This is a genomic window from Bacteroides zhangwenhongii, assembly GCF_009193325.2.
Taxonomy (GTDB): domain Bacteria; phylum Bacteroidota; class Bacteroidia; order Bacteroidales; family Bacteroidaceae; genus Bacteroides; species Bacteroides zhangwenhongii.
The window spans coordinates 5,178,101-5,193,166 of sequence record NZ_CP059856.1; the positions used below are offsets into that span (position 1 = coordinate 5,178,101).

Here is a 15,066-nt window from a genome sequence, read left to right on the forward strand (position 1 = left end):
ATATTTAGAAGTTAATCTTAACGTTGAATCCTATGTTCCGGGTGCTCGGCATCATGAAATAGTCGATTCCCTGATAATAGTTGTTGGTAGTAGCCACTGCTTCCGGATCGAAAGGAGCCTTGCAATAGATCATCCACAGATTACGTCCCACAAGGGAAACGTTAATGTCGCATACATTGCCCAGCCAACGACGGGGAATGGTATAGCCTATATGCGCTTCTTGCAGGCGTACGTTCGTCGCGCTGTACGTATAATAGGTAGGAAGTCCGCTCTGCGAAGCCACTACGGAATAGAAACTCTGCGGGTTCACCTGACTACGGCCATTTACCCATGCGCCTCCGGCATCACGTGCGGCAGCCGATGTCTCGGACACTCCGTACAGATCGAGATAAGCTTGGGTAGCGGAGTAAACGATACCTCCCAAACGAGCGGTAACCAAGAATCCGGCATTGATTCCCTTATAAGTGAAGCTATTGTTCCAGGCAAGATTGGCCTTCGGAAGTACACTTCCCAACTTGATGTCACCTGCGTTATCAACAGCCGTCACATTGCCGTCATCATCAATCAGCACATTGCCGTTAATGTCACGTTTCAAGTCGGCATGTGTATAAAGATCACCCAGCGTGCCGCCTTCTTTCAAAATAAACTTCGCTTTACCGAAACCACGTCCTTCATTGGTTTTCAATTCCAGCTTGTCAACGTTATAGATGACTCCGGTTTCCGGATGCACATAATTGCGCACCAATTCTACGATCTCATTCTTATTGGTAGAATAAGTAAAGCTGGTATCCCAACCAAAATTTCCCCAACGATGATTATAAGCCAACATGGCTTCAAAACCGTAGTTACGTACATATCCGGTCTGCACATAGAGTTTGTCGTAACGCGCGGATACGGGAAGTTCGGGATCGAACGTCTGGTTGTACGTATTGGCATAATAGAACGAACCGCTCAACTTGAAATCTTTGAAAAGCGTAGCGTCCAGACCGATTTCCCAAGAATCAGTACGTTCAGGATACAGTTTGCCGATAGGGAAGTTCTTTTGAGATTTCCAGTCCATGTTAGTCGCATCATACGAGTAGGTAGGATAAGTTAGGAAACGGGGATAGGGATTACCTACGGAACTGAACGAACCGCGCACTTTCAGATAATCCACCCATTCCGGCATTTTTACCATCTCCGAAATGACGACCGACAAGCCGACCGACGGATAGAAGAAGGAAGCCTGCGGAGAATGTGTCAACTGCGAAGCCCAGTCGTTACGTCCCGTCAAAGTGAGGTAAAGCATACTCTTCCAACCAATCTCCGCACTGGCAAAGATAGATTCCGTCGCTTCACGCCAACCGGTCTGTGTGGCACGTTTCTTGGCATTATCCAAATCGTATACATTGAAAAGATTGGGAATTCCTGTTTCACGTATCGGGCCTGCATATCCCAATTCTTTGCTGGTGATACCGCTATAACTGGCTCCGATATTGGCAACAATCGTAAAGTCCTGAATACGTTTGTTGATATTTATCAATACATCGGCGTATGTCTGCGAGTTTTGTCCGTTGTTCACGGTGTAATGCCCTTGCGTGCTACCATCGGTCAGTGTCGTACTAGTGCTTGCATACAGCTTGCCTTCATATTCGCTGTGGGTATTGTCGATGCGGACACGGCCTGCCACATTCAACCAGTCCAGAATCTGATAACTCAAACCTGCCGAAGCCATATAACGCTTCTTATTATTGAGACGAAGATTGCGGTAAGCTATCCAATAAGGGTTCTGCATACGCAAATCCCCCTCACCCTGCGGCCAGAACTGTACACTGATTTTGCGCGCCTCATCCCAACGCTCGAAGTTCTTGATTACAGAGAAATCATCTCCACGAGGAAAAAGATAGGCAGAAACCAACGGATTGGAATACTGTCCCTGATTGGTCATATTCCGGTCGTTCTGAAGGATGTAGCTGGCACTGACATCCAGTTTCATTTTATCATTCAGGAAACTTGTCGTATTGCGGAAAGTAAAGTTATACCGATTATACCTATTGTTGGGTACCATACCTGCTGAATTGACAGTAGCTACCGAAAAGAATGTCTGATTCTTGTCCGTTCCCGTAGATAAAGTCACAGAATTGGAATACACCGCGCCGGTATCGAAGAAATCGCTCGGTTCATATCCGGTCTGTGCGGCTGCATTCAACTTCGGCCCCCAGCTATAAATGCTTGAATTACCAGCTTTGCCGTTGCTTCCGGTTCCGTAGCGTCCTTGAAAATCCGGCATTTTGAAAGGTTTCAACCATTCAATGCCACTAGAGACACCGACCTGCAATTTCCCTACGTGTCCCTTTTTAGTGGTAATCACAATCGCTCCATTGGCGGCATTACTACCATACATGGCAGCTGCGGCAGCTCCCGTCAGTACGGAGATACTTTCGATGTCTTCGGGGTTGATGTCGGCAATGGCTTCGGTAGCTCCTTTTGAACCAAATTCCGTATCGCCTCCGCCACCGAAATTGTACATTGGAATACCGTCGATGACATACAAAGCATTGCTGCTCTGCTCGATGGACTTTGTACCACGCATCACTACCCTGCTTGCTCCTCCCACACCGGAAGAACTGGTATTGATAGTAACACCCGCTACTTTACCATTCAGGCTGTTTACAAAGTTGGCGTCTTTAATTTGAGTCAGTTCGTCGGATTTCACCTGCTGCACATTGTAACTCAATGCCTTTTGCTCACGCTTGATACCCAATGCTGTCACTACGACTTCATTCAATAGTTTCGTATCCGAAGCGAGTTGCACGCTGTACTTGTTCGCTCCACCCACTTTCAATGTCTTCGGAGTATAGCCTACGTAAGAAATACTCAACGTACTGCCTACCGGAGCTTCCAGCGAGAAGTTTCCGTCCATATCGGTGATAGCTCCTATGCTCGTTCCTTCCACCAGCACATTCACACCGATGAGCGGTTCTCCCTGTTCATCCAGCACCTGCCCTGTGATACGTTTGGCAGACACTTGCTCCACTTCTTTCTTTTCTTGCGGAACAATGATGACATATTTGCCTTTCAACTGATAAGTATATCCTGTTCCTTTCAGGATTTCGGTGAGAGAGTTCTCCAATGTCGCTTTTTCCAGAGCCAGACTGATGGAGGCTTTGTTTTTCAACTGCGATTCGTTGTAGCCGACAGAAAGTTTCGTCTGCTTTTCCACTTCTTTTAGCGCCTCAATGACCGATATGTTTTTCTTATGGATCGTAATCCGGGCACTGCTGTTTTGAGCAAAAGTGGGGATAGAAAGGAGCAGACAGCACAAAAAAAGCATAAATACTCGGCTGATTGTCTGCTTATTGGCTATAAATTCATAAATTTGCTGCATCTTCTTAGTATTAGTTTATACAGATAAAGTTAGATTCTCGAATTTAGTAGCGTTTGTGTAACGCTAATAGTAAGAATTTCGATTTCACATCCGGGGGAAGGTTGCAGCTTCTCCCGGATATTTTTTCCGCATAGGCTTCTCGTATATTTTAAGGTTAATAATCGGTGTTATTCAAATAGTCCGGTAGCGGGAACGTTATTTATGACGCACCGTCAGATAACATTTGTCGCCCACTATCTTATAATCCAGATTACCCGTCACACGGGCAATAATATCCATCACTTCTTCTATGGAAGCGTTCTGCCCGAAAGTCAGGTTAAAACGGTCACTTTTCAGGCTGTGAAAGCTATACACGAATGTATAAGGATATTTGCGTTCGAGACGGGGGAAGATCTCTTCCATCGTCATACTGCGAAAAACAATCTCACCGCGTTGCCAGGCTGTGACATCCTGCATATCCGGATAAGTCACACTACCCAAACGGGTGTGTTTATTATAAGCCAACTGTTCGTTGGGTTTCAGTATCTCTTGCTCTTTCAATCCATTGTACTCTACCAGAACTTTTCCCGAAATCAACGTTGCCGTTACCTCTTCCTCTTCGGGATAAGCCGACACATTAAATTCCGTTCCCAATGCCGTGACTTGGAAATCTGCCGACTTTACGATAAACGGATGTGCCTCGTCACGTCTCACCTTGAAGTTGGCTTCTCCCACCAGATAGACACAACGACTGTCTCCCGTAAACTGTTGAGGATAAAGCAAGGTACTTTCTGAATTGATCATCACTTGCGTGCCATCCGATAAAGTAATATTCTGCATCTCGGTAGTAGGTATATAAGCCTGCAACAAGTCCGGCGCCTGTCTGTTCTGTAAAGCCAGATAAATAGAGCCAGCGGATACGGCAATCAGCAAAGCCGCTGCAATCTTCCAGATAACCAGCCGCGTATGTAAGGTATGTACTTTTTGTCTCGTCTTTATTCCGGTGAGTTCTCTCATCCTCTCCAACGAATGTTGATAATTGGGAGTAGTTGCGGATTCGGTAGCTTCCCAAAGCTGACTCAATTCGGAATCCTTTTCATCGGCACGTTCTTCATCGATAAGCCATACACGAAAATCCCGGTCAACTTCCGCCGGATAGTCATGCTTGATATAACGGTCTATAACGTCACGAATATAATTCTTCATAAGGTGATATTTATTGTTTCTAAGAAACGTTTACATAATTACCACCATTCAGAAAGAGAAACTACGGAAAGAACCGGAAGAGAATAACAAACATTAACACTTTACGAAGTTCGGTCAATGTTTTGTAGATGTGGTCTTCTACTGTGCGCAGAGGGATTTGCAGTTTCTCCGCTATTTCTTTGTGAGACAAACCTTCAAACCGGCTCATCTCAAATATTTGCCTGCGTTTGGGAGGCAATTGGTCGAGTGCCATCTTGACGAGGAGGAGCACTTCTTTATAATAGAGATTTTCGAGCAATGAAGTATCTTCATCACACAAATCACCTATTAGTTGCGCTTTCATTATCTTATCTTCGTATTCCTGTTCCACTTTCTGATGTTTGAAAAGGTTGAAGATTTCATTTCGGGTAACGGTATAAAGATAGCTCGTCATGGTTTCTTGCTCCTGCCAAAGTTCAGGACGTGTCCACAACTTAAGAAATATATTCTGAGCGATGTCTTCCGCATCTTCCTCCGATTTGGTCAACAACTTCGCAAAGTTCTTGACACGAGGGTAGTTAGCCGCGTAAAACCGTTCAAAACGAACATCCAAGTCTTCTACTTTTTCACTCATCTATTCTGCTTTTTATAATGAAAGCCGGACAAATATAGCCAATTTTAATTTCAGACAAACGAATGTCAGTAAAAAACATCCCGCCTTTCAGTTCATTTGAACTAAAAAGGCGGGATAAAATCAAAAACAGGAAAGTCCTGTCTTATTCTTCGTCCATCAGGATTTCCAAAATCTGGCAAGCAGCTTTCGCCACCGGAGTACCCGGACCGAAGATAGCAGCCACCCCTGCTTTATACAAGAAATCATAATCCTGTGCAGGAATAACGCCACCGGCAATCACTACGATATCTTCGCGCCCCAGCTTCTTTAATTCCTCAATAATCTGCGGAACCAATGTCTTATGTCCGGCAGCCAACGAAGAAACACCGACTACATGAACATCGTTTTCAACAGCTTCACGGGCAGCTTCCGCAGGTGTCTGGAACAACGGTCCCATATCCACGTCAAAACCGCAGTCGGCATAACCGGTCGCTACTACTTTGGCACCACGGTCGTGACCGTCCTGTCCCATCTTCGCAATCATGATACGGGGTTGACGCCCCTCTTTCTTCGCAAACTTCTCAGCCAGTTCACAAGCACGCTTGAAGTCGCTATCGTTTTTACTTTCTGATGAATACACGCCTGATATAGTTCTAATTATTGCTTTATAACGTCCTACGACCTGTTCGCAAGCAGATGAAATCTCGCCCAATGTGGCACGGACGCGCGCTGCTTCCACTGCCAGTTCCAGCAAGTTACCCTTACCGGTCTTCACACACTCGGTAATAGCCGCCAACGCTTTATCTACCTCAGCCTGGTTACGTCCCTCTTTCAGACGTTTCAGGTTTTCGATCTGTTCAAGACGAACCGCCGTATTATCAATTTCAAGAATATCGATCGGAGCTTCTTTGTCCAGACGATACTTGTTCACACCGACAATCGTCTGCTGACCACTGTCGATACGAGCTTGTGTACGTGCAGCGGCCTCTTCGATACGCATCTTAGGAATACCTGTTTCGATAGCTTTTGCCATGCCACCCAGTTTTTCAATCTCCTGAATATGCTCCCAAGCCTTATGCGCCAACTCGTTCGTCAGAGTCTCTACATAATAAGAACCACCCCACGGGTCAACATTCTTGCAAATGTATGTTTCTTCCTGAATGTAGATCTGAGTGTTACGGGCAATACGTGCGGAGAAGTCCGTCGGAAGTGCGATAGCCTCATCCAACGCATTGGTATGCAAAGACTGTGTATGTCCCAAAGCGGCAGCCATCGCTTCGATACAAGTACGTCCCACGTTATTGAACGGATCTTGTTCGGTCAATGACCAACCGGAAGTCTGTGAGTGGGTACGCAGTGCCAATGATTTCGGATTCTTCGGGTTAAACTGTTTCACAATCTTCGCCCACAACATACGCGCGGCACGCATTTTGGCAATTTCCATGAAATGGTTCGTTCCAATCGCCCAGAAGAAAGACAGACGCGGAGCAAATGCATCGATATCAATACCGGCGGCAGTTCCGGCACGAAGATATTCAAGACCGTCGGCAAGCGTATAAGCCAACTCGATATCTGCGGTAGCACCTGCCTCCTGCATATGGTAACCGGAAATGGAAATGGAGTTGAACTTAGGCATCTTCTGCGAAGTATACTCAAAGATGTCGGAAATAATTTTCATTGAGAATGCAGGCGGGTAAATATAGGTATTACGCACCATGAATTCTTTCAGGATATCATTTTGGATAGTACCTGCCATTTCTTCCAATTTCGCACCTTGCTCCAGACCGGCATTGATGTAGAATGCCATAACCGGAAGCACCGCCCCGTTCATTGTCATGGATACGGACATCTTGTTCAAAGGAATACCGTCGAACAGGACCTTCATGTTTTCCAAAGAACAGATAGATACACCCGCTTTACCTACGTCACCTACCACACGTTCGTGATCGGGGTCGTAGCCGCGATGCGTAGCCAAGTCGAACGCAACCGACAACCCCTTCTGACCGGAAGCCAGGTTACGGCGATAGAAAGCATTTGATTCTTCGGCAGTGGAGAATCCGGCGTATTGACGGATCGTCCAAGGACGCAGAGTGTACATTACCGAGTACGGACCACGCAGGTACGGAGGAAGTCCGGCAGCATAGCCGAGATGTTCCATTCCTTCAAGGTCTTCTTTTGTATAAACAGGCTTCACTTCGATGTGTTCCGGTGTTTTCCAATCAGCGGAGATACCGTTAGCCTTTTGCCATTCAGCACCGTTAGCAGGCTGAAATGCGGCATATATATCAATGTTTTTAAAATCTTTTCTCATCTTACTTCAATAGTTTGGCGTTAAACTCTTTCAAGGTATCCAGCACATTCACACGGACATGGATAAAGTACTCAATACCTGCGGCTTTCAATGTATCGGCACATTCCGGATTACCGGCGACGATAAACATAGCACGGCCATTCAAAGCTTTGAAAGCGGGAATTGCATATTCCGCATATTCATCATCACTGGAACAAAGCACCACGATATCCGCCTTAGCAGCCATAGCCGCCTCTATTCCTGCCTCAACCGTTTCGAAGCCAAGATTATCAATCACTTCATAACCGGCACAAGCCAGGAAGTTGCAAGAGTATTGCGCACGTGCCTGACGCATTGCCAGATTACCGATAGTCAACATGAACGCTTTCGGACGTTTGCCGGACGCTTCCGTCTCAAGACGCAAAGCCTCGAATTCGCTGGCAGCACGGTCGGATACCAAAGTAGCCACATCTTTCTCACAAGTATGTTCTTTGCCACCGCCACAACAACATTTTGCCTCAACCGGTTTCTTGTCACCCGCTTTTTCATTAAAGTTGGGGAATTGGTTGGTGCCCAACAATACTTCACGACGCTGTGCCACCGCTTTATGACGCGCTTTATTGCTTTCGTTCACAGCAGCCTGAACTGTTCCCGCTTTCAAGGCAGCATAGAAACCACCGGCTTCTTCGACAGACAGGAAGAGTTCCCAAGCCTGTTTAGCGATAGAGACAGTCAGGTTTTCAATATAATAAGAACCTGCAGCCGGGTCAATCACTTTATCAAAATGAGATTCTTCCTTCAGCAGCAGTTGCTGGTTGCGTGCCAGACGCTCGGAGAATTCATCGGGGGTCTCGTATGTCTTGTCAAACGGGGTAACTGTCATTGAATCCACACCTCCCAAAGCAGCACTCATCGCTTCGGTTTGCGTACGAAGCAGATTCACGTGTGCATCAAACAAAGTGAGATTGAATGTGGAAGTTTCGGCGTGAACCGCCATTTTTGCAGCACAACGGCATTCACCGTTAGGACCTTTATTGTCGCAATCACGTACACATTCGGGCTTATAAGAAGCTACGATATTCGCCCAAAGCAGACGTGCGGCACGGAATTTTGCAATTTCGAGGAAGTAATTGGAGCTGATACCGAAGTTGAACTTGATTTTCTTGGCAACAATGGCAGCGGGAATACCGGCCTCTGTCAGTTGATTCATGTATTCATTACCCCAAGCCAGCGCATAACCCAACTCCTGAGAAATATAAGCTCCGGCATTGTTCAGAGATAAAGCATTTACATTCAGTACACGATAGAAAGGAAGCGGTTGGATGGCCTCAATCAAAGCTTTGCCCGTTTGCACCATATCGCCTTTTTCCTTACCGCGAGTCAACATCTTATTGAAGAAATCATAGTTGATAGAACCTCTCAGTTTCTTCACATCATAATCTTTCTTCTGGAAATAAGCTACCAGCAGATTAGCCAACTCAACGACGTGTCCCTGGCAAGTAGAGAAGTTCAGTTCAACGCACTCAGCTTGAATATCATTCAACAATGTTTCAAGATATTCCGCATTGAGTTCCTTTGCTTTCACATGGAAAGAAAGTGAATCGACACCCTTATTCAAGATATCCAACGCCTTTGCATTAGCTTCTTTCGGGCATTCCACTCTGATTTCCTGACGAACCAGCCACTCATTGTTGTCTTTCTTGGTTCCCCTCAGATAAGGGAATTCTCCGGGAAGCGCATCGGTAGTCTTCAAACCCTCCAGATCTTCCATCCGGTAGAAAGGTTTCACTTTGAACCCTTCGTTCGTTTTCCAAACGAGCTTCTTCTCAAAATCAGCACCTTTCAAATCGGCTGTAACCTTCTCCATCCATTGTTCGGTGGAGACAGGAGAAAAGTCTGAGAAGAGTTTTTCTTTTTTGTCTGCCATAGTTTATTTAAAATTAAAACAAGATTAATATTGTCTTTATTTTTATCTATCTCTCTAAAAGTCCGTTGTTCGACTTGCAAATATAACCAAATAGTTAAAACAATACTCTTTTTTAGAGAAAATTCGCACAGCCCGGAAAATGAGGAACAAATAAATAAAGAATAGGGAATGGGAAATGAAAAATTACCATTATTCATCCCATATATACAATAGGTATAGAAATTCTTCATTTTTCATTTTTAGTTCTTCATTTACTTGATTTGCTCCGATGTTATGAGTAATTTTGCACCCGTTTTATAAAAGACATTATAAAAACTACTATAAATTATGGATTGGTTACAAAGTTTATTGTGGGACCCTAGTTCTGTGGCACATATCGTGTTCCTCTACGCATTTGTAGTGGCAGCCGGTGTGTATCTCGGTAAGATAAAGATATTCGGAATATCTTTAGGTGTCACGTTTGTTTTGTTTGCCGGCATCCTAATGGGACATTTCGGCTTCACGGCCGATACACACATCCTACATTTCATCCGTGAATTCGGATTGATTTTGTTCGTATTCTGTATCGGTCTTCAGGTGGGGCCGTCTTTCTTCTCTTCTTTCAAAAAAGGGGGAATGACACTAAACCTGTTGGCTGTAGGCATCGTAGTGTTAAATATTGCTGTTGCGCTGGGGCTTTATTACCTGTGGAACGGCCGGGTGGAATTGCCGATGATGGTTGGTATACTCTATGGAGCTGTGACAAACACTCCGGGACTTGGTGCCGCCAATGAAGCATTGAACCAGTTGAACTATACCGGCCCGCAGATCGCGTTGGGTTATGCGTGTGCATATCCGCTCGGTGTGGTAGGTATTATCGGTTCTATCATTGCTATCCGCTACATCTTCCGTGTCAATATGGCTAAGGAAGAAGAGAATCTGAAGATTCAAAGCGGGGACGCACACCACAAGCCGCACATGATGAGCCTTGAGGTACGCAACGAATCAATCAGCGGAAAGACACTGATTGAGATTAAAGAGTTCTTGGGACGCAACTTCGTTTGTTCGCGTATCCGCCATGAAGGGCACGTCAGTATTCCCGACCACGAGACCATATTCAATATGGGCGATCAGTTGTTTATCGTCTGCTCGGAAGAGGATGCTCCGGCTATCACCGTATTTATAGGAAAAGAGGTGGAACTCGATTGGGAGAAACAAGACCTGCCGATGGTTTCACGCCGTATCTTGGTCACCAAACCGGAGATTAACGGAAAAACGCTCGGTTCTATGCACTTCCGCAGTATGTATGGGGTAAATGTAACCCGTATCAACCGTTCCGGTATGGACCTGTTTGCCGATCCGAATCTGGTACTTCAAGTAGGTGACCGTGTGATGGTAGTAGGTCAGCAAGATGCAGTAGAACGTGTGGCAGGTGTGTTGGGTAATCAGTTGAAACGTCTGGACACTCCGAATATCGTAACTATCTTCGTCGGTATCTTCTTAGGTATTCTTCTAGGCAGCCTTCCGATTGCATTCCCGGGTATGCCGACTCCTTTGAAACTAGGTTTGGCAGGTGGTCCGCTGGTAGTAGCGATCCTTATCGGACGCTTCGGTCACAAACTCCATCTGGTAACTTACACAACAATGAGCGCCAACCTAATGCTTCGCGAAATAGGTATCGTGCTTTTCCTTGCCAGTGTCGGTATTGATGCAGGTGCCAATTTTGTGCAAACGGTAGTCGAAGGTGACGGATTGTTATACGTAGGTTGCGGTTTCCTTATCACCGTCATTCCATTGCTTATTATCGGCGCTATTGCCCGACTGTATTATAAGGTAAACTACTTCACTCTGATGGGATTGATAGCCGGTAGTAATACCGATCCTCCCGCATTGGCTTATGCCAACCAGACAACTGCCGGTGACGCTCCGGCCGTAGGGTATTCGACGGTTTATCCGCTATCTATGTTCCTCCGTATCCTAACGGGACAGATGATATTATTAACAATGATGTAAATCAAGCTCAAGCTTAGCTTATAAATAGTAAAGCCGGCTCTATTCTTTTAAGTAGAATATGCCGGCTTTACTGTTTTATCTCCCTTTATTCATTATACCATATATTACAACTTCAGTTTCTTCACTACAAACTCCTCCACAAAGCGTACCGTTTCTTCTATTCCTAAAGAAGAGGAGTCCACACACAGATGATAAGTAGCTGCCGCTCCCCATGTTTTATAACTATAATAATTATAGTATTCCGAACGTTTCTTATCTGCTTTCTCCATCATTTCCTCCGCAGCCTCCTCATCAATATGATGGATCTGACACAACCGTGCAATGCGGTCTTCTTTGGAAGCCGAAATAAAAACGTTTACACAACGCGGATGTTCGCGCAATATATAATCCGCACAGCGCCCCACAAACACACAGGATTTTTCAGCCGCCAAATGACGAATGACATCACTCTGTACCTTAAACAAAGCATCATTACTCAAACAGTTGGTACACGGCATAGCCCCCTCACTGATAAAAGGAAACCGCATTCCGAACAACCCACCGATAATACCTTGTGAAGCCTTTTCATCCGCTTTTTCAAAAAATTCTCTACACAATCCGCTCTCTTCAGAAGCTAGATTGATCAACTCTTTATCATAGAAGTCGATGCCCAAACGGGCTGCCAACTTCTCTCCTATTTCTTTTCCGCCACTACCTAACTGGCGACCGATATTAATGACATAGCTACCGCTCATAGTACATTTTGTTTTATGGTTTGGTAGCAAACATACGAATTATTTCTAAGACTCACATCATCAGACGAAAGTTATATTTGAAAGTTACAATAAAATATCCTTTTATTTCCTGCGTCCGAGACTCATAGAACCCGTCGGAAGTAGCCATACGAGCATAACTTTTCCGTTTGCCAAGAATATCCGCCCAATAAGCCGACAATTCAGCTTTTCTCTGTTTCAAGAATCGCCAGGTTGCCCTCGCATTCCACACAATCTCATCATCCTCTCCTTTCTGGATATTTGTCCCGCTACGCAAGATATAGCCTGCATCCGTACGCAACTGCAACCCGAAAGGAAAATCCACATAGCCGTCAAAACGGAAATTATAATAGCGGGTATAGGTATTATTATCATTCAGAGAATTAAGTGAATACTGATAATCCCATGAAGTAGAAAAATCAAACCCTCCCCAAGTGGGCTGATAAGAAGCTTCCATCTCGCAATTCAACCCGGTATCACGTGTTGTGCTTTTCTCCGGCTGTTGACTTCTATCCTCATTAATCATACTGACACGATTACTATGCCTTCCGGAGGTACTCAGTTTTAAAGAAAAATGTCCGAAACGCTTCCACCAGTCAGCACTACCATATGTATTCCAATTTCCATTGATATTTATAGGGTATGTCTCCCGTCCGCCGGTCTGCACATCATAGAGAACAACTTGTGTGACACTGTTCTTCTCCATTTGCCATCCCAGATTGGCGGATATTCCCTTTGAAGGATGTTGAAAACTCACATGCATAGTATGCATAAACATCTGTTTCAAATCCGGATTTCCACGAGTAATATACAACGGATCACTATTATCCGTCAACGGCATTAAGTCCGATAAAGAAGGCTGCCGGGTTCTTCCGTTATAATTAAGACTGACACGCATTTTCTTTTTCCGCCAACTCAGCCATATCATAGGCTGATAATCAATCATACGCATTGTGGTGTCCGCATAAAGTTTTCCGACTTTCCGATCAATAGTACGCTTCTGCGGAGTGACCCCCAACGAAGCATTAAACATCCAAGTATCATCCGAATAATTGAAGCCTACATTCAAGTCGTGCCCATTACTGCGGCTATGACTCCTATTACTTAAACTATCCACATACCCCGCCTCATAACCTGTAGGCAAATCACCGAAAGAATCCCGGTTTGTCATGGAAGACAATTCATACGTATCACGGTTGTCCCGTTCATACTGTGTATTCCAATTATATGCTGCCCGGAAATGCACCTTCTTGCCAATCGGTTGAGTAAAGCTGACTCCTACCCTCCACTGATTATTTGTCTGAGGAGACTTTATATATTGGTTTCGATAAAGTACCGAATCATTCCCATTCTTGTCTTTCAGCTTGAAATAAGTAGTCTGAGACAGCGAAAAACTCTCATTATCTCCCCATGAATCTGAATTTGTAACATTCAGTCCTAATGTAGTTCCTTTCTCATTCAAACGCCTCATAATCCCAATCATCCAATTATAACGATTGGATTTATTTTCCGAAGCCGAACGGTTTTCACTACGATTGACTTTCATATCCTTAGGTATAGATTCAAAATCAGCAAACAGACTCTCATGATTCACATTAGGAGGAGCATCAAAAGAAGCACTCTGATTACTGCTCTCATTCTCGTTGGGAGAAAGCCCGAAACTCCCGTTGAAATGTATGCGCGTACGCTTATCGACTTTCCATTCTCCCATCAGACTCGAATTCATAGACCGGCTTTTCGAAGTACCCTCATTGGCAGAAGCCGAATACTGATTGCCACTCGTCAAATATTGTTCCCTGTACATGGAAGTGATATTTCCATTCCGGTTCAAGTCATAGTTCACATTTCCGGTCAAAGAAAACTTCTTGCCGAACTTGCGCGTCATATTCAGCCCGACAGAGTTATTGATATTGTCCTTATAAGTGCTATTCTGATAGCGATTGGTAGAACGGGCCATAAAAGAGAGGTTCTCCCCGTTCTTATTAAAATAGTTCACCTGTCCTTCCAGGTCCTTCTTTTTATTATTTCCATATCCTACCGTCGCATTCGTCAGCCAAGTCTTGTTCAGTTCATCTTTAGTCTGAAGATCAAGCACATACTTTTTCTCTCCAGAACTGATTCCGGTAAACTCTTCTTCTTTTGATTTCTTATCATATACTTTCAGCTTGCTAATCAAGTTTGCCGGCAGATTTTCGAGCGCCGTTTTCTTATCCCCCGAGAAAAAGGATTCTCCATTGACATTGATTTCACTGATAGCCTGACCGTTGTAGGTTAACGAATGATCTTTCTTATTATACACCAATCCCGGAACACGTTTCACCAGATCCTCCAGATAAGAACCTTCGGGAGTTTTATAGGCAGCAGCATTGATAACGGTAGTATCTCCCTTCATCTCCACTTCTTTCAATTTTCCCGTGATTGTCACTTCCCCGATTTGTATATCATCATCCTTCAGTGTGACCGCCCCAACATTCACAGACAGCGAATCACTTAATATGCGGTATGCGGATTCCATTCCCATGAAGGAGACTTTCAACAAATATTGCCTTCTGTTCTGCGGCTGATATTTAAGAACAAAACGACCGTTCTTATCACTTGTCGTACCTTTCACAAAAGTGGAATCCTCCTTTTGCAAGACAACAACACTAGCTGAAGGTAAAGACTGTAGCTTATCACTTCCTGCTTCCAACGTCTGTACTCTGCCTTTGACAGTTCTCGTCTGTTGAGCATATAAAATTGTATGCATACAACATAACAACAAAAGCAATCCAATCATCCTATTAATTTCCATGTCGATAAGCTAGTCTCTTTTAGTAGTTTTACAAGGGTAAAAGTACACAATCCAACTATGATTCAAGAGAAAGTTCTGTGAAAAATCCCAAAAGCTCCCCACATTCTTGTTTACCTCCAAATTTTCATTTGGACATTATTCTAATAAAGAATTCAAAGTCAATATCGATA

The 15,066-nt window shown here is 44.5% G+C and carries 8 protein-coding genes; 1 reads left to right on the forward strand and 7 read right to left on the reverse strand.

Features of this window, described 5'->3' with window-relative positions; translation table 11 throughout:
* Positions 1-4: 4 nt before the first annotated feature.
* From GD630_RS20475 to mutA, 5 genes are all read right to left on the reverse strand, one after another.
* Positions 5-3,367, reverse strand: a complete 3,363-nt coding sequence (locus GD630_RS20475; protein ID WP_143864991.1) for a TonB-dependent receptor — start codon at positions 3,365-3,367, stop codon at positions 5-7.
* Positions 3,368-3,562: 195 nt separating this feature from the next.
* Positions 3,563-4,552 carry a FecR family protein gene (locus tag GD630_RS20480; RefSeq protein WP_143864990.1) on the reverse strand — a complete coding sequence of 330 codons (990 nt, stop codon included), beginning with the start codon at positions 4,550-4,552 and terminating at the stop codon, positions 3,563-3,565.
* A gap of 61 nt (positions 4,553-4,613) precedes the next feature.
* Positions 4,614-5,165, reverse strand: coding sequence for an RNA polymerase sigma-70 factor (locus tag GD630_RS20485; protein WP_143864989.1), 552 nt, complete (start codon positions 5,163-5,165; stop codon positions 4,614-4,616).
* A gap of 142 nt (positions 5,166-5,307) precedes the next feature.
* Positions 5,308-7,455 (reverse strand): methylmalonyl-CoA mutase, encoded by a 2,148-nt coding sequence (gene scpA / locus GD630_RS20490; protein WP_007751753.1) that lies wholly within the window; start codon positions 7,453-7,455, stop codon positions 5,308-5,310.
* A 1-nt stretch (position 7,456) separates the two neighbouring features.
* A complete protein-coding gene (mutA, locus tag GD630_RS20495; protein ID WP_007766879.1) occupies positions 7,457-9,361 on the reverse strand; it encodes a methylmalonyl-CoA mutase small subunit in 1,905 nt (634 codons plus the stop codon).
* Between the two features lie 327 nt (positions 9,362-9,688).
* Here mutA and GD630_RS20500 point away from each other — a divergent pair, with 327 nt between their 5' ends.
* Positions 9,689-11,353 (forward strand): putative transporter, encoded by a 1,665-nt coding sequence (locus GD630_RS20500; protein WP_143864987.1) that lies wholly within the window; start codon positions 9,689-9,691, stop codon positions 11,351-11,353.
* Between the two features lie 104 nt (positions 11,354-11,457).
* On the opposite strand, the gene GD630_RS20505 is transcribed toward GD630_RS20500, so the two are convergent.
* Together GD630_RS20505 and GD630_RS20510 are read right to left on the reverse strand one after the other, a co-directional pair.
* Positions 11,458-12,087 carry a cytidylate kinase-like family protein gene (locus GD630_RS20505; protein WP_007751763.1) on the reverse strand — a complete coding sequence of 210 codons (630 nt, stop codon included), beginning with the start codon at positions 12,085-12,087 and terminating at the stop codon, positions 11,458-11,460.
* Between the two features lie 52 nt (positions 12,088-12,139).
* Positions 12,140-14,851, reverse strand: a complete 2,712-nt coding sequence (locus tag GD630_RS20510; RefSeq protein WP_394368243.1) for an outer membrane beta-barrel protein — start codon at positions 14,849-14,851, stop codon at positions 12,140-12,142.
* Positions 14,852-15,066 lie beyond the last annotated feature (215 nt).

Bases quoted from the DNA above. Each gene is read 5' to 3' on its own strand.
- GD630_RS20475 (WP_143864991.1), bottom strand. From the start codon at position 3,367: ATGCAGCAAATTTATGAATTTATAGCCAATAAGCAGACAATCAGCCGA.
- GD630_RS20480 (WP_143864990.1), bottom strand. From the start codon at position 4,552: ATGAAGAATTATATTCGTGACGTTATAGACCGTTATATCAAGCATGAC.
- GD630_RS20485 (WP_143864989.1), bottom strand. From the start codon at position 5,165: ATGAGTGAAAAAGTAGAAGACTTGGATGTTCGTTTTGAACGGTTTTAC.
- scpA (WP_007751753.1), bottom strand. From the start codon at position 7,455: ATGAGAAAAGATTTTAAAAACATTGATATATATGCCGCATTTCAGCCT.
- mutA (WP_007766879.1), bottom strand. From the start codon at position 9,361: ATGGCAGACAAAAAAGAAAAACTCTTCTCAGACTTTTCTCCTGTCTCC.
- GD630_RS20500 (WP_143864987.1), top strand. From the start codon at position 9,689: ATGGATTGGTTACAAAGTTTATTGTGGGACCCTAGTTCTGTGGCACAT.
- GD630_RS20505 (WP_007751763.1), bottom strand. From the start codon at position 12,087: ATGAGCGGTAGCTATGTCATTAATATCGGTCGCCAGTTAGGTAGTGGC.
- GD630_RS20510 (WP_394368243.1), bottom strand. From the start codon at position 14,851: ATGCATACAATTTTATATGCTCAACAGACGAGAACTGTCAAAGGCAGA.